The organism is Ruminococcus sp. AF31-8BH, assembly GCF_003460605.1.
GTDB classification, from domain to species: domain Bacteria; phylum Bacillota; class Clostridia; order Lachnospirales; family Lachnospiraceae; genus Blautia_A; species Blautia_A acetigignens.
In genome coordinates this window covers 216952-237859 of record NZ_QTVN01000006.1, presented here as the reverse complement: position 1 = coordinate 237859, position 20908 = coordinate 216952, and the positions used below count along the sequence as shown (strand labels likewise).

Here is a 20908-nt window from a genome sequence, read left to right as displayed (position 1 = left end):
GGTGAAATTTTACGCGTTCTTCGCCTCTTCCTCCGCCTTCAAATTCTTCTGCGCAGTAGAAAGCATCAGCTTAATACGGTTCAGCTGGTTAACCTCACTTGCACCTGGGTCGTAGTCGATGGCTGCAATATTTGCCTTCGGATACTGTCGTCGGATTTCCTTGATAACGCCCTTTCCTACAATGTGGTTTGGCAGGCAGGCAAATGGCTGGATGCAGACAATATTGGGAACGTTGTCGTGAATCAGTTCCATCATTTCACCTGTAAGGAACCATCCCTCGCCGGTCTGGTTGCCCTCAGAAACAATGGGGCGGGCCATTTTTGCAAGGTCACGGATATCGGCTGTGGGGTGGAAATGACGGCTTTCTGCAAGTGCTTCGTTTGCAGCCTTTCTTACCCAGTCAATAGCTTTGATGCCCATATTTCCAAAGAAGGCCTTGGACTTCTTGAAACCAAGGTTATCTGCCTTAAAGTTCTGGTTATAGAAGCAGTAAGACATAAAGTCGATCAGATCCGGCACAACCGGCTCAGCGCCTTCAGCCTCCAGAAGCTCTGCAAGGTGATTGTTTGCAGCCGGAAGGAATTTCACCAGGATCTCTCCTACAATTCCTACACGAGGTTTCTTCTCGTCACTGATGGGAATGGTATCAAAATCATGAACCATCTCACGGCACATTTTCTTAAACTGGCTGTGGCTTAAGGAGCCTCCGGAAACAAAAGCGATCACACGCTTTTCCCAGATCTTGTGCTTTCGGTTTACAATGCCCTTCTCAAGCTCATAGGGACGCATGCGGTAAATACACTTCATCAGAATGTCGCCGAATACTGCAGCGTAAACAACAGCTTTCACAAGTGGAAGAGTGAGCTTAAAGCCAGGGTTGCTCTCCAGACCGCTTAAGTTAAGGGAAATAACCGGAATCTGCTCCATGCCGGCCTTCTTAAGGGCGCGGCGGATAAAGGCAATGTAGTTGGAGGCACGGCAGCCGCCGCCTGTCTGGGACATGATAACAGCTGTCTTGTTCAGGTCATATTTGCCGGATAAAAGAGCATCCATAATCTGTCCTACTACGATCAGGGAGGGATAGCAGGCATCGTTGTTTACATATTTCAGACCTACATCAACGGCGTGCTTGTTGTCATTTGGAAGAACCTCCAGATGATAGCCATTTGCATTAAAGGCAGCCTCAAGCAGGGAAAAATGTACCGGAGACATCTGTGGACACAGGATGGTGTAATCCTTTCTCATCTCTTTGGTAAAGGAAACCTTCTCAATAGAAGCCGGGCGGATAGTGCGCTCCTTCTTCTGTGCATCCTTGGCACGAAGAGCTGCCAGAAGAGATCTGACACGGATTCTGGCTGCACCAAGGTTGTTGACCTCGTCAATCTTCAGGCAGGTATAAATCTTGCCGCTGCCGTCCAGAATCTCATAAACCTCATCCGTGGTAACTGCATCCAGTCCGCATCCAAAGGAGTTCAGCTGGATTAAATCCAGGTCATCTCTTGTCTTAACAAAGTTTGCAGCTGCATACAGTCTGGAGTGGTACATCCACTGGTCATTGACACGAATAGGACGCTCTACCGGAACCAGATGGGAAACAGAATCCTCAGTAAGGACTGCGACTCCGTAGCTGTTGATCAGATCCGGGATACCGTGGTGGATCTCCGGGTCAATGTGGTAAGGACGTCCTGCAAGGACAATTCCTCTTCGTCCTGTTTCCTTCAGATACTGAAGAGTCTCCTCGCCCTTTTTCTCAATGTCCTTATGTACGGCATCCATTTCTTCCCAGGCTTTGTGAGCTGCTGCTTTCACCTCAGCAGCCGGGATATCCGGGAAAATCTCAGTGAGGCGCTTGGTCACGATTTCCTCGGAGGTCAGTGCCAGGAATGGGTTCATAAAGGTAATGGACGGATCATGAAGCTCGTCCACGTTGTTCTTAATGTTCTCTGCATAGGAGGTAACGATCGGACAGTTGTAATGGTTGACTGCGTCCGGGAATTCGTTGCGCTCGTAAGGAATGCAGGGGTAGAAAATAAATTTCACACCATTTCGAAGCAGCCAGGTCACATGTCCGTGGGCAAGCTTGGCAGGATAGCACTCGGACTCACTTGGAATGGACTCGATTCCAAGTTCATAAATCTTTCTGGTGGAGGTAGGGGAAAGCACTACCTGATATTTCAGCTCTGTAAAGAAGGTATACCAGAAAGGATAATTCTCAAACATATTCAGTACACGCGGGATACCTACCTTGCCTCGCACTGCTTTCTCCGGGGAAAGCGGTGCGTAGGAGAACAGACGCTTGTACTTATATTCGTAAAGGTTCGGGATATGATCCTTATTTTTCTCCTTGCCGATACCGCGCTCGCAGCGGTTTCCGCTTACAAACTGGCGTCCGCCTGTGAATTTGTTGATGGTAAGACGGCAGTTGTTGGTACATCCGTGACAGTTGGCCATGGAGGTGGTGTATTTCAGCTCATTGATCTTGTCAATGGAAAGCATGGTGGTCTCGCGGCCTTCTGCGTGATAACGCTCCTTGGCAATCAGGGCAGCGCCGAAAGCACCCATGATTCCAGCAATATCCGGGCGGATGGCCTGGCAGCCTGCAATACGCTCAAAGCTTCGAAGAACACCGTCGTTATAGAAGGTACCGCCCTGTACAACAATGTGTTTGCCAAGCTCCTTGGCATCGGAAACCTTGATAACCTTGTAAAGAGCATTCTTGATAACAGAGTAGGCAAGTCCGGCAGAGATATCTGCGACAGAAGCGCCTTCCTTCTGGGCCTGTTTTACCTTGGAGTTCATAAATACGGTACATCTGGTACCAAGGTCAATAGGATGCTCTGCAAAAAGAGCGGCTTTGGCGAAATCCTGCACGGAGTAGTTCAGGGATTTGGCAAAGGTTTCAATAAAGGAACCGCAGCCAGAGGAACATGCCTCGTTCAGCTGTACGCTGTCAACGGTCTGGTTGCGGATCTTGATGCACTTCATATCCTGTCCGCCGATATCTACGATACAGTCAACCTCCGGATCAAAGAAAGCAGCTGCATAGTAATGGGAAACGGTCTCAACCTCGCCCTCATCCAGCAGCAGGGCAGCCTTCATTAGCGCCTCGCCGTAGCCTGTGGAACAGGAAAATGCAATGTGTGCATCTTCAGGAAGCAGGCTGTAAATCTCCTGAATAGAACGGATAGCTGTTTTAAGCGGGCTTCCGTTGTTGTTGCTGTAGAAGGAATAAAGCAGGGTTCCGTCCTCGCCTACAAGAGCAGTCTTGGTGGTGGTGGAACCTGCGTCAATACCCAGATAGCAGTTGCCGTGGTACTGGGAAAGGTCGCCCTTCTTTACCTGGTAAGCACTCTGACGCTCGTTGAAGGCCTTGTAATCCTCCTCTGTGGCAAAAAGAGGCTCCATACGTTCTACCTCGAAGTCCATCTTAATGGAATTCTTCAGGCGGTCCTTCATATCGGTAAGGGAAACGGTCACCTCATCTTTAGCGTTCATGGCAGAACCCATGGCTGCGAAAAGGTGGGAATTCTCCGGTGTGATGGCGTGTTCGTCATCCAGCTTCAGGGTACGGATAAAAGCTGCCTTCAGCTGATCCAGGAAGTGAAGAGGACCGCCAAGGAATGCAACATGTCCGCGGATGGGTTTACCGCAGGCAAGACCGGAGATGGTCTGGTTCACCACTGCCTGGAAAATGGAAGCGGAAAGGTCTTCCTTGGTAGCACCGTCGTTGATCAGGGGCTGGATATCTGTCTTGGCAAATACGCCGCAGCGGGCTGCGATTGGGTAAAGTGCCTTGTAATTCTTCGCGTATTCGTTCAGTCCGGTGGCGTCTGTCTGAAGCAGGGATGCCATCTGGTCGATGAAGGAACCGGTACCGCCTGCGCAGATTCCGTTCATACGCTGTTCAATATTGCCGCCTTCGAAGTAGATGATCTTGGCATCCTCGCCGCCAAGTTCGATGGCTACGTCAGTCTGGGGCGCAATCTTCTGAAGGGAAGTGGAAACTGCGATAACCTCCTGGACAAAAGGAACCCCAAGGTGATTGGCAAGGGTAAGTCCGCCGGAACCTGTGATCACAGGATGGAGGGTAAGCTCTCCAAGCTTCTCGTATGCTTTCTCAAGAAGATCTGCGAGAGTCTCCTGGATGTTGGCAAAATGACGCTGGTAGTCTGCGAAAAGCAGGGTGTCATTTTCGTCAAGTATTGCGATTTTGACAGTGGTGGAACCAATGTCAATTCCTAAAGTGTATTTATTGCTCATATAAAAAAATATGCCTCCTCGTTTGTGCTCATTGCGGCCAAACTGAGTAGGTAAGGCCGCCTTTGGCATGTGCGCGGGATGAAAAACAGTCCGCAAACTTTCTTATTTATATGTTAATCTTTTCAGTGAAGATATTCCGTAATATTATACGATATGAAAACTTAAATGGCAATGTAAAAGTTTAACAAGGATTCTTTCACCAGATGTTGAATTTTCGGTTATTTCGGGCTATAATAGATAAAGTTTCCCACCGGATTTTTACACTTATAAAAATGTGTAAAACAAAAGGGGAAAGGCATAGATAGTATAAAAAGAAAGGAAACATATATGGCAAAATATACACTTATGAAAACAGAAGGCCGTGCCAAGCGTGCCCAGTTTGAGACAGTACACGGAACGATCCAGACTCCTGTATTTATGAACGTGGGAACAGTAGGTGCCATTAAGGGAGCAGTATCTACTATGGATCTGAAGGATATCGGTACCCAGGTGGAGCTTTCCAATACCTATCATCTTCATGTAAGAACAGGAGATAAGCTGATTAAGGAATTTGGCGGACTTCATAAATTTATGGTATGGGACAGACCGATCCTTACAGATTCCGGCGGATTCCAGGTGTTTTCCCTGGCAGGACTGCGTAAGATCAAGGAAGAGGGCGTTTACTTCCAGTCCCACATTGACGGCCACAAGATTTTCATGGGACCGGAGGAGAGCATGCAGATCCAGTCCAATCTTGGATCTACCATTGCCATGGCTTTTGACGAATGTCCCAGCAGTGTGGCAAGCAGGGAGTATGTGCAGAAATCAGTAGACCGCACCACCAGATGGCTGGAGCGCTGCAAGAAGGAGATGGCCAGACTGAACAGCCTGCCGGATACGGTGAACAAGGAGCAGCTGCTTTTCGGAATCAATCAGGGTGCCATCTATGAGGACATCCGTATTGCACATGCAGACGCCATTTCCAAGATGGATCTGGACGGCTACGCAGTGGGCGGTCTGGCAGTGGGCGAGACCCATGAGCAGATGTACCACATTCTGGATGAAGTTGTGCCGCATTTGCCACAGGGTAAGCCTACTTATCTGATGGGCGTTGGAACTCCGGCGAACATTCTGGAAGGGGTTGCAAGAGGAATCGATTTCTTTGACTGCGTGTACCCGAGCCGTAACGGACGTCATGGACATGTGTACACCAACCACGGCAAGATGAACCTGTTTAATGCCAAGTATGAAATGGACCCGCGCCCCATTGAGGAAGGCTGCCAGTGTCCTGCCTGCCAGCATTACAGCAGAGCCTACATCCGTCATCTGATGAAAGCCAAGGAGATGTTGGGAATGCGCCTTTGCGTGCTTCACAACCTGTATTTTTACAATCATATGATGGAAGAAATCCGGGATGCTCTGGATGCAGGGAATTTCGCAGAATATAAGGAAATGCGCCTGGCTGGTTTTGCAGAGGGCAAAATCAACGGCAGAGTATAAAAAAATTCTAAAACTACTTGAAGAATTCCCGTTTATTGTGTATATTATACTATAATGCGCTGGCGATTATGGCGGCGGAAGATTCAGGGGAATTCCAGACCGGAATCATATTCCCTGGGAAGAGTAAGATACAGGAGGATTTGCAAATGGACGCATCAAGCGGAATGAGTATGGGATTTACCATCGTATGGCTGGTTGTACTTTTCGGTATCATGTATTTTCTGATGATCAGACCTCAGAAGAAAGAGCAGAAGAGAGTACAGGCAATGCTCAGCGATATGGCTGTTGGTGATAGCGTTGTGACCACAAGCGGCTTCTATGGCGTGATCATCGACATGACAGAAGACGATGTGATCGTAGAGTTCGGCAACAACAAGAACTGCCGTATCCCTATGAGAAAGCAGGCAATTGCTGAAGTTGAGAAAGCAGAGCAGGCTTCTGCATAATCTGCGGACTGACAATTACGTAAGACGAAAGAGCTTCACCCTATAGCGGGGTGGGGCTTTTTTTATGCATAAATCCATTTATATGGGAGGGAAAACGACAACTTTTTTACTTTAATAGGTTGAAATCTGAAAGAAAGTGCGTTATTATAATAACAATTATCCATTGATGTCAGAAGAGACGTGGAAATTCCCACTGGCATACAGGAACAAAGGAGAAGAAATTATTATGAATTACAACATTTCACTGATTCCCGGAGACGGTATCGGACCGGAGATCGTTGCAGAGGCAAAGAAGGCTCTGGACAAGGTATGTGAGAAATACGGACACAGCTTTTCTTATTCTGAGGTACTTTTAGGAGGAGCATCCATCGATGTTCACGGTGTTCCCCTTACAGAGGAAGCCATTGCAACCGCCAAGGCTTCTGATGCAGTTCTTATGGGCTCCATTGGCGGCGATGCCAAAACATCCCCATGGTACAAATTAGAGCCATCCAAGCGTCCGGAAGCAGGACTTCTTGCCATCCGTAAGGCACTGAATCTTTTTGCAAACCTGCGTCCTGCATATTTATACAATGAGCTTCGCGCAGCATGCCCTCTTCGCGATGAGATCATTGGCGACGGCTTTGACATGATCATTGTACGTGAGCTCACTGGCGGTCTTTACTTTGGAGAGAGAAAGACCATCGAGGAAAACGGAGTTGCCAAGGCAATCGATACGCTTTCCTATAATGAAAACGAGATCCGCAGAATTGCCATCAAGGCATTTGACATTGCCATGAAGCGCCGCAAGAAAGTAACAAGCGTTGACAAGGCAAACGTTCTGGATTCTTCCAGACTCTGGAGAAAAGTAGTAGAAGAAGTTGCCAAGGATTACCCGGAGGTGACTCTTGAGCATATGCTGGTTGACAACTGTGCCATGCAGCTGGTAAGAGACCCGAAGCAGTTCGATGTCATTCTTACAGAGAATATGTTCGGCGATATTCTTTCTGACGAGGCCAGCATGGTAACCGGTTCCATTGGAATGCTTTCTTCTGCCAGCCTGAATGAGACAAAATTTGGCCTTTATGAGCCAAGCCACGGTTCTGCACCGGATATTGCCGGACAGAATAAGGCGAACCCGATCGCAACCATTCTTTCCGCAGCTATGATGCTTCGTTTCTCCTTGGACCTTGATGAGGAAGCAAACGCAGTTGAGGCAGCAGTACAGAAGGTTCTGACAGCAGGCTACCGCACAGGCGACATTATGTCTGAGGGCTGCACCTTAGTTGGAACCAAAGAGATGGGCGACCTGATCGCAAAAGAGATCTAATCAGAATAGAAAGGATTTACAGCCGGGAAAATCAGATTTTTCCGGCTGTGAAGAACAAAGGAGATACAAGCTATGAGAAGTGATGCAGTAAAAACAGGCACACAGCAGGCACCTCACCGTTCCCTGTTTAATGCCCTTGGAATGACAAAAGAAGAGATGGAGCGCCCGTTAGTTGGTATTGTGTGCTCTTATAATGAAATCGTACCAGGCCATATGAACCTGGATAAAATTGCCCAGGCAGTTAAGCTTGGCGTTGCAATGGCTGGCGGAACTCCGATCATGTTCCCTGCAATCGCTGTCTGTGATGGTATTGCAATGGGTCATGTGGGAATGAAATATTCCCTGGTAACCAGAGACCTGATCGCAGATTCCACAGAAGCAATGGCAATGGCACATCAGTTTGATGCCCTTGTTATGATCCCGAACTGTGACAAAAACGTGCCTGGACTTCTGATGGCAGCAGCCAGAATCAACGTTCCTACTGTATTCGTAAGCGGCGGCCCAATGCTGGCTGGTCACTTAAACGGACACAAGACAAGTCTTTCCAGCATGTTTGAGGCTGTTGGAGCTTACGCTGCAGGCAAGCTTACAGAGGAAGGCCTTACCGAGTGTGAGAACAAAACATGTCCAACCTGCGGTTCCTGTTCCGGTATGTACACTGCAAACAGCATGAACTGCCTGACAGAGGTTCTTGGTATGGGACTGAAAGGAAACGGAACCATTCCGGCTGTTTATTCCGAGCGTATCCGTCTTGCAAAGCATGCAGGAATGCAGGTTATGGAAATGTACCGCCGCAACATCCGTCCAAGAGACATTATGACAAAAGAGGCAATTTTAAATGCCCTTACCGTAGATATGGCACTTGGATGTTCCACAAACAGTATGCTTCATCTTCCAGCTATCGCACATGAGATTGGCTGGGATTTCGATATCAGCTTTGCAAATGAGATCAGCGCAAAGACCCCGAACCTGTGTCACCTGGCACCTGCAGGCCCGACTTATATGGAAGACCTGAATGAGGCAGGCGGTGTTTACGCGGTTATGAATGAGCTTGCACAGGCTGGACTTCTTCATACAGAATGCATGACCGTAACCGGAAAGACAGTAGGAGAGAACATCAAAGACTGTGCAAACCTGAATCCGGAGGTTATCCGTCCTCTTGACAATCCGTACAGCACCACAGGCGGACTTGCCGTACTTCGCGGCAACCTTGCCCCGGACGGAAGCGTTGTAAAACGTTCTGCAGTGGTAGCTGAGATGATGGTTCACGAAGGACCTGCAAGAGTTTTTGACTGCGAGGAAGACGCAATCGCAGCCATCAAAGGCGGCAAGATTGTAGAAGGTGACGTTGTTGTCATCCGCTACGAGGGACCAAAAGGCGGCCCTGGAATGAGAGAGATGCTGAACCCCACATCCGCAATCGCAGGTATGGGACTTGGCTCTTCTGTAGCCCTGATTACAGACGGACGTTTCAGCGGCGCATCCAGAGGTGCTTCCATCGGGCATGTTTCCCCGGAGGCAGCAGTTGGCGGCCCTATCGCTCTGGTTGAAGAGGGTGACATCATCAGCATCAACATTCCGGAACTGAAGCTGGAACTGAAGGTTTCTGATGAAGAGCTTGCAGCAAGAAAAGCAAAATGGCAGCCAAGAGAGCCGAAGGTTACAACCGGATATCTTGCAAGATATGCAGCAATGGTTACCTCCGGAAACCGCGGTGCAATTCTTGAAGTACCGAAAGCGAAATAGTTAGGAGGAAACAAAATTGCAGCTTACAGGAGCAGAGATCATCATAGAATGTTTACTGGAGCAAAGCGTGGATACTGTTTTCGGGTATCCAGGCGGCGCGATCCTGAATGTTTATGACGCCCTTTACCGATACAGTGACAAAATCAAACATGTACTTACATCCCATGAGCAGGGAGCTTCCCATGCAGCAGACGGCTATGCCCGGGCAACCGGAAAGGTGGGTGTGTGCCTGGCTACTTCAGGACCTGGAGCAACCAACCTGGTAACCGGAATCGCAACCGCATGCATGGACTCTGTTCCGGTGGTGGCAATTACCTGTAACGTAGGAACTGCACTTCTTGGAAAGGATTCTTTCCAGGAGGTGGATATCGCAGGAATCGTAATGCCTGTGACAAAACACAGCTACATTGTAAAAGACGTAACACAGCTTGCGGACACCATTCGCAAAGCTTTTACCATAGCAAAAAGCGGTCGTCCGGGACCTGTCCTTGTAGATGTCCCGAAGGATGTGACCGCCGCGAAATGCGAATATATCCGTCACACTATCACAGCTGTAGAGCCTAAGGTGGATACCATCCGCCCGGAGGATGTGGAGACCGCAGCCCAGATGATCGCCAGAGCCCAGAAGCCTTTCATCTTTGTAGGCGGCGGCGCTGTAATTGCAGACGCATCCAAAGAGGTGCGTGCTCTGGCTCACAAGATCCAGGCACCTGTATGTGACAGCCTGATGGGAAAAGGTGCTTTTTCCGGTGAGGATGAGTTCTATACAGGACCAGTTGGAATGCATGGAACCAAAACATCCAACTATGCTATGTGTGAGTGTGATCTTCTGATTACCCTTGGCGCACGTTTCAGCGATCGTGTCACAGGAGATACCAAGACCTTCGCACCGAAGGCAAAAATCCTGCAGATCGATGTGGATGCAGCGGAAATCAACAAGAACATTGTGGTTGACGCTTCCGTGATCGGAGATCTGAGGGAAGTGCTGAAGCTTCTTCTGGAAAAAATCCCGGAGAAGAAACACGAAGAGTGGGCAGCACACATTCAGGATATGAAAGAAAAATATCCGCTGAATTACGATCATTCCCAGCTTACCGGACCTTATGTGATCCAGAAGCTTTATGAACTGACTGGTGGAGATGCTATCATTTCTACAGATGTTGGACAGCACCAGATGTGGGCTGCCCAGTATTTCAAATTTAAGGAGCCGAGGACCTTCCTGACATCAGGAGGGCTTGGTACCATGGGTTACGGTCTTGGCGCAGCCATCGGAGCAAAGATGGGATGCCCGGACAAAACTGTGGTAAATATAGCAGGAGACGGCTGTTTCCGTATGAACATGAATGAGATCGCCACAGCAGTGCGCTGCGGCAGACCGCTTGTCCAGATTATTCTGAACAATCATGTACTTGGAATGGTACGTCAGTGGCAGACTCTTTTCTATGATCACAGATATTCCCAGACCATCTTAAACGATGGCGTGGACTTCGTAAAAGTATCTGAGGCAATGGGAGCAAAAGCAATCCGCGTTACGAAGATGGAAGAAGTAGAGCCTGCCCTTAAGGTAGCGCTTTCATCAGAGGGCCCGGTAGTTCTCGACTGCTGGATCGACCAGGATTTAAGCGTATATCCTATGGTTCCTGCAGGAGCAAGTTTAGATGAGGTATTTGACGAGGAGGATGTGAAGAAATGAGCAGAGTGTACAATTTTTCCGCAGGACCAGCAGTCCTTCCGGAAGAGGTGCTGAAAGAAGTCGCAGATGAGATGATGGATTACAATGGTACCGGAATGTCTGTTATGGAAATGAGCCACAGAAGTGCTGCATTCCAGGAAATCATCGACACAGCAGAGAAGGATCTGCGTGAGCTGATGAACATTCCGGACAACTACAAAGTTCTTTTCCTTCAGGGCGGCGCTTCCCAGCAGTTTGCCATGATCCCTATGAACCTTATGAAAAATAAGGTGGCTGATTATATTGTAACCGGCCAGTGGGCAAAGAAAGCATACCAGGAAGCACAGAAATACGGAAAAGCAAACAAAATTGCTTCTTCCGAGGATAAGACTTTCTCCTACATTCCGGACTGCAGTGATCTGCCGATCAGCCCGGATGCAGACTACGTTTATATCTGCGAGAACAACACCATTTATGGAACCAAGTTCAAAGAGCTTCCCAATACAAAGGGCAAAACACTGGTAGCGGATGTATCCTCCTGTTTCCTTTCTGAGCCTGTTGATGTAAGCAAATACGGCATTATCTACGGCGGTGTCCAGAAGAATATCGGACCGGCCGGTATGGTAATCGTGATCATCCGTGAGGACCTGATCACAGAGGATGTCCTTCCGGGAACTCCTACTATGCTTACATATAAGACACATGCAGACGCAGGCTCTCTTTACAATACACCGAACGCATACTGCATTTATGTGTGCGGAAAAGTCTTCAAATGGCTGAAGAAAATGGGCGGACTGGAAGAGATGAAGAGACGCAATGAGGAGAAGGCAAAGATCCTCTATGATTTCCTGGATTCCAGCAAGCTTTTCCATGGCACAGTTGTTCCGAAAGACCGTTCTCTTATGAATGTTCCTTTCGTAACAGGTGACAAGGAGATGGATGCAAAATTTGTAACAGAGGCAGCAAAGGCTGGTCTTGTAAACCTGAAGGGTCACAGATCCGTAGGCGGTATGCGTGCAAGTATTTATAATGCGATGCCAAAGGAAGGCGTGGAAGCGCTGGTTGCATTCATGAAAAAGTTTGAGGAGGAAAATGCGTAATGTTTCAGTATCATTGCCTGAATCCGATTGCCCAGAAGGGTCTGGATATTTTTGATGAGGGATATAAAAATTCTGATACCATTGACGGCAGCCAGGCGGTTCTTGTAAGAAGTGCAAAAATGCATGATATGGAGCTGCCGGAAAGTGTTGCTGTGATTGCCCGTGCCGGAGCCGGAGTGAATAATATTCCGGTGAAGGAGTGTGCGGAGAAAGGTATTGTTGTGTTTAATACTCCTGGCGCCAATGCAAATGGCGTAAAGGAACTGGTTCTTGCTGGTATGCTTCTTGCTTCCCGTGATATTGTTGGCGGTATCGAGTGGGTGCAGAGAGAGAAGGACCAGGAGGATATTGACAAGCTGGCTGAGAAGCAGAAGAAACAGTTTGCAGGCTGTGAGATCATGGGCAAAAAGCTTGGTATCATCGGTCTTGGCGCCATCGGAAGCATGGTTGCAAATGCGGCAGCTTCTCTTGGCATGGAGGTTTATGGATACGATCCTTATATTTCCATTGATGCGGCTTGGAATCTTTCCCGTACCATTAAGCACAGCAAGAGCCTGGATGAGATTTACAGCAAGTGTGATTATATTACCGTTCATGTTCCTCTTCTGGATTCTACCAAGAAGATGATCAACAAAGAGGCTTTTGGAAAGATGAAGGACGGCGTGGTTCTTCTGAACTTTGCACGTGATCTTCTGGTGGATGAGGAGGCTCTGATCGAGGCTCTTGACAGCGGCAAGGTGAAGAAGTATGTGACAGATTTTGCAAATCATACAGTTGCAGGACATGAGGGAATTCTGGTTACTCCTCATCTTGGAGCTTCCACTGAGGAGTCTGAGGAGAACTGTGCAGTGATGGCTGTGAAAGAGGTTCGTGATTTCCTTGAGAATGGTAACATTAAGAATTCTGTGAACTTCCCGAACTGTGATATGGGTACCTGTGTGGCAGTTGGACGTATTGCTATCACACATAAGAACATCCCGAATATGATCAGCCAGCTGACCAAGATTCTTGGTGCTGAGGGACTGAATATTGCGGATATGACTAACAAGAGTAAAGGGGAGTATGCGTATACTCTGATCGATCTGGAGAGTGCAGCTTCCGCAGAGGCATTGGATGCGCTGAAGTCTATTGAGGGCGTTTCCAGAGTGCGTGTGGTGAAATAAAAGGATGAATAAAATGCCCGTGGTGTGGTGCCGGAGATGGTGCTGCGCTGCGGGCAGTTTTTTGCGAAAATGTGGCGGGATTTAGTGAATCAGTTGTTTTAGTCATTTGAGTATCAGGACGTGAGTTCGCAATGTATATTCATCGCAGGTCGTCGCAACACTCCAACGAGCTAACTGTCAACTGCGACTAAACATCTCAGGAGAGCCTTCGATGTTAAGTCTCCGTAGACAGTGGATCTCGTCTCCGTTAAGATCGCTCCTGAAATGACCTGCTCACGAATATACATTGCGAACTCACTGGTTACTGGTAAGGAGAATGTGCTAAAACGATACTTCTTCACTGACGTTAGGAGGGTATTCCAGCCGATGCACGCTATCTGTGGTTCTGCTGTTTCCAATCATCTACTTATTTAAGTAGTGGCGTTACCCGAACACGATTTAACAATGTACATTCACGGCTGTGCGTTGCAATGTTCGAGTATACAGATTGCGGGAGTAGATTTCAATAGCCAGCGTTCCCCCAGGTGTACCGGGACAGCCAAATCCCGAAATTCGTCATTGGCTGTCCCGGTACACCTGGGGGAATGCGTCCGCCTTGATTAACTAAATCCCATTTAGCTTCCGAAGACACAGTTTATTGCATAAAAAAGCTGACATCTGCAACTACCGCAAATGTCAGCTCCTTTTTTATCTGCCGCTCTTAGCAATGAATTCCAGTACTTCCTCGCGGGTCGGCATTACGCGAAGCGCACCCTTACGAGTGGTAATGAGGGAAGCTCCTGCGTTGGCGAAGGTAAGCATTTCCATAAGATTCTCATCGGAGAGGTTCTCAAGACCATGCTCCAGAACATAATTCAGAATGCTGGCGCAGAAGGTATCTCCGGCACCTGTAGTCTCAATAGTATGCTCCTGAAGGAATGGTGCACATTCTACACGGCGGCCCTTGTAGTAAGCACGGCTTCCGTCCTTACCCATAGTGATCAGTACAAGGGGAATGTGGTACTTCTCTTCAATAAGGGCTGCACCCTTATCATAGTCTGTAGTATCGAAGAGAAATTCTACCTCGTTGTCAGAAATCTTCAGCACATCGCATTTGGTAAGACCGTACTCAATCTCTTTTCTGGCATCCTCTAAGGACTTCCAGAGTGGCGGACGAAGGTTCGGGTCAAAGGTGATAATACATCCGGCTTCCTTAGCTACGTCGATGGCATGGCGGGTAGCCTTACGAACGCCCTCATGAGTAGAAGAAAGAGTTCCGAAATGGAAGATACGGGAATCACGGATCAAATCATCCGGAACCTCGTCAATGGTCAGCATCATGTCAGCACCAGGATTGCGGTAGAAAGAAAAATCTCTGTCCCCATCCGGATAGGTGTGAACAAATGCCAGTGTGGTATGCACCTCATCATCCATAACAAGTGCCTGTGTATCAATTCCAACTTCTTCAACAGCAGCCTTGAGCTGATTTCCAAACATGTCTTTTCCAACCTTGCCGATGAAAGCAGTTTTCTTTCCAAGACGATTCAGCATAGCAAGAACATTGCATGGGGCTCCGCCTGGATTGGCCTCCATAATAGGGTTGCCCTGTGTGCTGGTACCATTCTCTGTGAAGTCGATCAGAAGTTCACCCAGTGCAGTCACATCATAGCTTCGATTGCTCATTGAAAAATCCTCCTTAGCTTCTAGAGCCATTTACAAACATGCCCTAGTGAAAATATATACCAATAATTTAACGCAGCAGGTAAGATTTGTCAAACAAATTCCTTTATTTTTTCAGTTTAAAATGGTAAAATAGTAATAAATAACCATTACCTGCGGATGGATTTTTCAGACAGATTTTAAGGGCAGGATATTAATACTGTGGGTGGCCGCAGGTTGTGCGGAGAAATGGAGAGCATATGAGTAAAACTGTATATGATTATATGAATTGGGCAGGAATTGAAGCAATTGTTTATGGAGAAGAGACAGCTCCAAGAGATGTGATGGGACCCAGACTGACACCGGATGGTGTGCTGATACAGGGCTTTTTCCCAGGTGCCAAGTCAGCAGCGGTAGCTGTTGGGAATAAGAAATACCAGATGGAGCTGGAGGATGAAGCTGGCTATTATGGAGTTTTAATTCCGGGAAGGAGAATCCCTGAATACGAATTTCAGATACAGACAAGTGATAAAGAAAGAAGCTTTAAGGATGCCTATGGCTTTGGCGGAATCCTCACAGAGGAGGATGAGACAGCCTTCTTGTGCGGCGTATATTATGAAGGCTATAAGAAGCTAGGAGCACACCCTATGGTCATGAATGGGGTAAGCGGAACTCATTTTGCAGTGTGGGCACCCAATGCCATTCGTGTAAGCGTTGTGGGAGACTTTAATGACTGGGACGGCAGAGTGCTTCCTATGCATAAGATGCCAAGGTCCGGTATTTTCCAGCTGTTTGTTCCGGGAGTGAAAGTGGGAGATGCCTACCGGTATGAAATCAAGGCGAAAGGGGATGTCCTTCTTCAGAAGGCAGACCCCTATGGAAACAGAGCTGTTGCGGCGCCGGAATGGAACTCGGTTGTGGCAGATGTGTCAGACTTTGAATGGAATGACGGCAAGTGGATGAAGGACCGGAAGAAGTACGATGACCGCAGACAGCCGGTTTCTATCTATGAGACAAGCCTTGGCAAGTGGAATAATAAGAAGGAATTAGTTTCTTTTCTGAAGGAAGAGGGCTATACCCATGTGGAGCTGCATCCGGTTATGGAATTTCTGGAGGATGAGGCAGATGGCTATCCTACCTCTGCATATTTTGCCCTTAGCACACGATATGGAGAGCCTAAGGAGTTTGCTGCCTTTGTTGACCAGCTTCATCAGGAAGGAATCGGTGTGATCCTTGACTGGTCCCCGGCCCAGTTCCCAAGATATGAGGGCGGACTGGAGAAATTTGACGGAACTGTTCTTTATGAGGTGAAGGATCCTGGTATGGCAGTTCATCCTATGTGGGGAACCATGCTTTATAATTATGACAGTCCTATGGTAAAGGATTTCCTGATTTCAGGTGCCTGCTTCTGGCTGGAGGTTTTCCATGCAGACGGACTTCGCATGGATGACGTGGATGCCATGCTTTACCTGGATTACGGAAGAAAAGACGGATGGACACCGAATATGTACGGCTCCAATGAGAACCTGCATGCCATAGAATTCCTGAAGCATCTTAATTCCATTGTGAAGAAACGTAATCCGGGCGCGCTTCTCATTGCCCAGGAGGACGGCCTGTGGCCGGAGCTGACAGATTGTGTAGAGAATGATCATATTGGCTTTGACTACAAGTGGAGCGGCGGATGGACCAGAGATTTTCTGTTCTATCTTTCCGTAGATCCTGTCCTTCGGAAAAATTATCATGACCAATTGACTTTGTCTACCTTATATGCATATTCTGAGCATTATGTACTCACCCTTGGAAGCAGAGATGTGGGAACTCTTGGGGAATTTATGGATAAGCTTCCAGGAGATGAGAAGCAGAAGCTGGCACAGGTAAGAGCTGCTTATTCCTATATGATGGTACATCCCGGCTGCAAGATGATGGCACCACAGGGGGATATGCCAGAGGGGCTGGCGAAATGCATTCAGGCATTGAATGCTCTTTACAAAAATTCTCCTGCTCTTTATAAGCTGGATGACGATTATGACGGATTCGAGTGGATTCAGCTGATGAAGTACGAGGAAAATGTGATCACTTTCCTTCGCAAAACAGAAAAGCCGGAGGAAACGCTTCTGGTGATCTGCAATTTTGCTGCCATTCCTTATGAGAATTACCAGGTTGGCGTACCGTTTGCAGGCAAATATAAAGAAGTCTTTAACAGTGACGCAGCAGAGTTTGGTGGTGAGGGCGTTGTAAATGCCCGGGTTAAAGCAGCAAAGGCAGAAGAGTGGGACGAGCGGGAGTATTCTATTAAAGTGAAGCTGCCTGCACTTGGTGTCAGCATTTACAGCTGCGTGCCGGGGAAGGCACCTGCCAAGAGGGTAATCGCTTCAAAAACTGCAAAAACAACGAAGAAGGTGACGACTTCAAAAGCTGCAAAAACAACGAAGAAGGTGACGACTTCAAAAGCTGCAAAAACAACAAAGAAGGCGACAAACACAAAATAACAGGAACTATTAACTGAGGAGGATTTTTTAAAATGAGAGAGCTTACAGCAGTAAAAATTAATGTATCGGATTTTGCGCCATTTGGAACCTTTTATTCCATGACAGAGCCTGAGGGCTATCCGCTGCAGGGTGAGATCCACAGCTTTTATCCGGATCGTATTTCTGGAACCTGTATGGGAAGCATGGGCTTTTCTCCTATTTCAGTGAAAAAGGACGACAGGGTTATAAAGATGGCAGAGTATCATACAACAACCTGGGAAGGAATTGTGGCATTGGATGATGATATGATCATTCATGTTGCACCGGCTTCCGGCGGAACACCGGTTCCGGAGCTTACCAAGGCATTTATTGTTCCAAAGGGCTGCATGGTAAAAATCAACCCTGCAATCTGGCATTTATGTCCACTTCCGGTTCATAATGATGTTCTTCATGCCATGATCATTCTTCCAGAATGCACCTATGCAAATGATTGCACAGTGGTGGAATTTTCCCAGGAAGACTGGTTCAAAATTTCCTTGACAAATGCAGATGTATAAATTAAAATAGCAATTGTGCCCGGCAGATGTTTTCATCTGCCGACATATAAGCTGGAATAGCTCAGTCGGTAGAGCACTTCACTCGTAATGAAGGGGTCGTGAGTTCGAGTCTCATTTCCAGCTTTTTTATTTTGCAAAAGGGTATACTCCATGATAGAATATACCTTGAACAGGACGGACCTGCTTTTGGCGTACCTTTTTTCGGCAAATTATATGAAAATACGGGTTACCGATTTCGTAAGGTGCAGTAATAGCACTGCATTAACATTTATTATGTTAATGCCGAAGTCCATCAAGGGCTTCGTTATTTCGGCAGCCCGTATTTTTTTTCACAAAAACAGAGAGGAGGGGAATGAATGTCTGACTCATTTCTTGAATTAAAAAATCTGAAAAAAAGCTTTGCCCCCGGCGAGGATGTTCTTCAGGGAATAAATCTTACAATCCGGCAGGGCGAGTTTGTAACCCTGCTAGGTGCTTCCGGCTGCGGCAAGACAACCACCTTGCGTATTATCGCAGGCTTGGAGCAGCCTGACAGTGGCAGTGTGTGGCTGGAGGGACAGGATGTGACTGCTCTTGAACCTAATCAGCGAGATGTGAACACGGTATTTCAGAACTATGCCCTTTTTCCCCACATGAATGTGGCGGATAATATTGGGTATGGCCTGAAAATCCGTAAGGCTCCCAAGGCTGAGATTAAGAAAAAGGTGAAAGAGATGCTGGAGCTTGTGCAGCTGGAGGGGTATGAGAAGCGAAAGCCCTCAGAGCTTTCCGGCGGTCAGAAACAGAGAGTGGCAATTGCCAGAGCACTGGCAAATAATCCGAGAGTGTTGCTTCTGGATGAACCCCTTGGAGCACTGGATCTGCAGCTTCGCCGTACCATGCAGCTGGAGCTGAAGCGTTTGCAGAAGAAGCTGGGAATTACTTTTATTTATATTACCCATGATCAGGAGGAGGCCATCAATATGTCTGACCGGATCGTGGTAATGAATCAGGGGCAATTTGAGCAGATCGGAACACCGGATGAAATTTATAATCATCCGAAGACCAGCTATGTGGCTGCCTTTGTAGGAAATGCCAATATTCTCAAGGGAACTGTAGCAGAGAAAAACGGGCACCACATAAAAGTGAAGCTGGGAGATGAAGTGGCTTCTATTGATACAGAGGAAAAGGTAAATGTCGGGGAAAACGTTACGGTTGCCCTTCGTGGTGAAAACATTCTGCTGGAGGAAAATGGCAACTTGCATGCCACTGTGAAGGAGAAAAATTTTGCAGCAGGGCAGCTCAGGGTTTTACTTACCCTGCCAAATGGTGATGAGGTTACAGCCAGCCGCTTCGGTATGAATGCAGACATTCAGCCGGGACAGCAGATTTGCTGGCGCTTTGAACCGAAGGCTGCGGTTTTGGTGGACCGTCCTAAGGGAGGTATAAACTGATGGGCAAAAAAAGCCGGATATGGATGATTCTTCCTTTATATATTTTTACCCTGATATTTGTAGCCTGCCCACTTCTCTATATGGTTGCTTTAAGCTTTGCCACTCCCGGAGAAGTTCACGGGGTACAGTGGATTTTTACACTGGATAATTACAGAAAGCTATTAGAGCCTGTATATCTGAATACATTTGCCCAGTCCTTTCAGCTTGCTTTTACAAGCACCCTGTTTATAACACTGATCGGCTATCCTTTTGGCTATTATATGGCGAAGCTGCCGGCCGGCGGCAAAAAGAAAGCCATGCTGCTTCTTATGCTTCCCTTCTGGGTGAATTCCCTGATCCGTCTTTATGGCTGGATCATTATTCTTCAGAAAAAAGGACTTCTGAATTTCCTTCTGAAGAAGCTTGGCCTGATCGAGAAGCCTTTGAAGCTGATGTACAGTTACCCGGCAATTGTAATCGGTATGATTTATGTGCTGCTGCCTTTTATGATCTTGTCTGTATATTCCAGTGCGGAAAAGCTGGACTGGTCTTTGGTGGAGGCAGCCCGGGATCTTGGTGCCGGCAAAATAAAAGCCTTTTGGACGGTTAGCTTTAAGCTGACCCTGCCCGGACTTTTGTCAGGTGTGATTCTGACCTTTATCCCATCCATGGGGCTGTTTTTCATAGCAGATATTCTGGGCGGAAATAAAGTGGTGCTGGTAGGAAGCCTGATCCAGGATCAGATGACCAGGGGAAATAACTGGCCCTTTGCAGCAGCCCTGGCAGTGATCATGATGATCCTTACCACCTTGATGATCCTTTTGTACCGTAAGGTTACCAATGCCAAAGAAGTGGAGGGGCTGGGATGAAAAAAAGCACACGTTTCGAAAAAATCTACCTGGGTATTGTTTTTTTGCTGATGTATCTGCCGGTGGCAGTTGTGATCATTTTTTCCTTTAATGAATCCAAGCTTCCTGTACGGCTGACCGGATTTTCCCTGCAGTGGTATCAGAAGCTGTTTGCAGATCGTGACATGCAAGAAGCACTTGTAAACAGTTTGATCCTGGGAGCTGCCAGCTGTGCGGTTTCCGCGGTGATCGGAACCATGGGAGCAGTGGGACTGTCACGAATCCATTGGAAAACAAAGGGCGCACTTGAGTACATCTCTATTTTGCCCCTTATGATACCGGAAATTATTCTGGGCATGGTGCTGATGGCATTTTTTTATATGCTGAACCTGCCCTTTGGAATGCTGACCCTGCTTATCGGCCATACGGTATTTTGCATTCCCTATATATTGATGGAAGTAAAGGCAAGGCTTGTAGGCATGGACCCTTCCCTTGAGGAAGCCGCAAGAGACCTTGGTGCGACTTCCCTTAGAGCCTTTTTTGACATCACCCTGCCCCTTATTATGCCGGCTGTGGCATCTGGCTCATTACTTGCATTTGCCATGTCCATGGACGATGTGGTGATCAGTATTTTTATTAATGGTCCGAGACTGTCCACCTTGCCGATCAAGGTGTACACTCAGATAAAAACCGGTGTGACACCGGAAATCAATGCCCTGTGTACGATTATGCTGGCTTTTACAGTATTGCTCCTTCTTGTCTATTCTCTTGTGAGAAAGCTTTACAGGAAGCTTAGGTAGGGCAATGGTT

14 protein-coding genes and 1 tRNA gene are annotated in these 20908 nt (G+C 47.6%); 13 read left to right on the top strand and 2 right to left on the bottom strand.

Translation table 11 applies throughout. The features are described from left to right. Positions 1–9: 9 nt before the first annotated feature. Complete coding sequence (locus tag DWZ38_RS09780; RefSeq protein ID WP_117852165.1) at positions 10–4260, bottom strand: 2-hydroxyacyl-CoA dehydratase; 4251 nt, start codon at positions 4258–4260, stop codon at positions 10–12. 327 nt (positions 4261–4587) lie between these two features. Here DWZ38_RS09780 and tgt point away from each other — a divergent pair, with 327 nt between their 5' ends. The 7 genes from tgt to DWZ38_RS09745 all read left to right on the top strand — a co-directional run bounded on the left by tgt (position 4588) and on the right by DWZ38_RS09745 (position 13175). Beyond that, positions 4588–5739, top strand: a complete 1152-nt coding sequence (gene tgt, locus DWZ38_RS09775) for a tRNA guanosine(34) transglycosylase Tgt (RefSeq protein WP_021926754.1) — start codon at positions 4588–4590, stop codon at positions 5737–5739. Between the two features lie 146 nt (positions 5740–5885). After that, the gene (gene yajC / locus DWZ38_RS09770; RefSeq protein WP_021926753.1) at positions 5886–6185 is read left to right on the top strand and encodes a preprotein translocase subunit YajC; all 300 of its coding nucleotides are present in this window, start codon (positions 5886–5888) and stop codon (positions 6183–6185) included. 226 nt (positions 6186–6411) lie between these two features. Beyond that, positions 6412–7494: a 3-isopropylmalate dehydrogenase gene (leuB, locus tag DWZ38_RS09765; protein WP_117852159.1), complete on the top strand. Its 1083-nt coding sequence runs from the start codon at positions 6412–6414 to the stop codon at positions 7492–7494. 72 nt (positions 7495–7566) lie between these two features. Further along, on the top strand, positions 7567–9240 hold the full coding sequence (gene ilvD, locus DWZ38_RS09760) for a dihydroxy-acid dehydratase (RefSeq protein ID WP_117852154.1): 1674 nt from the start codon (positions 7567–7569) through the stop codon (positions 9238–9240). Between the two features lie 16 nt (positions 9241–9256). Beyond that, the gene (gene ilvB / locus DWZ38_RS09755) at positions 9257–10933 is read left to right on the top strand and encodes a biosynthetic-type acetolactate synthase large subunit (protein WP_117852149.1); all 1677 of its coding nucleotides are present in this window, start codon (positions 9257–9259) and stop codon (positions 10931–10933) included. Beyond that, a complete protein-coding gene (gene serC / locus DWZ38_RS09750; RefSeq protein WP_021924818.1) occupies positions 10930–12012 on the top strand; it encodes a 3-phosphoserine/phosphohydroxythreonine transaminase in 1083 nt (360 codons plus the stop codon). Before ilvB ends, serC begins: the two co-directional genes overlap by 4 nt. Continuing rightward, positions 12012–13175 (top strand): phosphoglycerate dehydrogenase, encoded by a 1164-nt coding sequence (locus DWZ38_RS09745; RefSeq protein WP_117852145.1) that lies wholly within the window; start codon positions 12012–12014, stop codon positions 13173–13175. The genes serC and DWZ38_RS09745 overlap by 1 nt, the downstream gene beginning before the upstream one ends. A 687-nt stretch (positions 13176–13862) precedes the next feature. Here DWZ38_RS09745 and DWZ38_RS09740 read toward each other — a convergent pair. Continuing rightward, a complete protein-coding gene (locus DWZ38_RS09740; RefSeq protein WP_117852142.1) occupies positions 13863–14837 on the bottom strand; it encodes a carbohydrate kinase in 975 nt (324 codons plus the stop codon). 236 nt (positions 14838–15073) lie between these two features. Here DWZ38_RS09740 and glgB point away from each other — a divergent pair, with 236 nt between their 5' ends. The 6 genes from glgB (at position 15074) to DWZ38_RS09710 (ending at position 20898) form a co-directional block, all read left to right on the top strand. After that, a complete protein-coding gene (gene glgB / locus DWZ38_RS09735; protein ID WP_117852139.1) occupies positions 15074–17302 on the top strand; it encodes a 1,4-alpha-glucan branching enzyme in 2229 nt (742 codons plus the stop codon). A 32-nt stretch (positions 17303–17334) separates the two neighbouring features. Further along, a complete protein-coding gene (locus DWZ38_RS09730; protein WP_117852136.1) occupies positions 17335–17838 on the top strand; it encodes an ureidoglycolate lyase in 504 nt (167 codons plus the stop codon). Positions 17839–17888: 50 nt separating this feature from the next. Further along, a tRNA-Thr gene (locus DWZ38_RS09725) sits at positions 17889–17961 on the top strand. Positions 17962–18194: 233 nt separating this feature from the next. Next, positions 18195–19271, top strand: coding sequence for an ABC transporter ATP-binding protein (locus DWZ38_RS09720; RefSeq protein ID WP_117852132.1), 1077 nt, complete (start codon positions 18195–18197; stop codon positions 19269–19271). Further along, positions 19271–20119: an ABC transporter permease gene (locus tag DWZ38_RS09715; protein ID WP_178105310.1), complete on the top strand. Its 849-nt coding sequence runs from the start codon at positions 19271–19273 to the stop codon at positions 20117–20119. The genes DWZ38_RS09720 and DWZ38_RS09715 overlap by 1 nt, the downstream gene beginning before the upstream one ends. After that, entirely contained in the window at positions 20116–20898 is a 783-nt protein-coding gene (locus DWZ38_RS09710) for an ABC transporter permease (RefSeq protein WP_021924609.1), read from the top strand. Before DWZ38_RS09715 ends, DWZ38_RS09710 begins: the two co-directional genes overlap by 4 nt. Positions 20899–20908 lie beyond the last annotated feature (10 nt).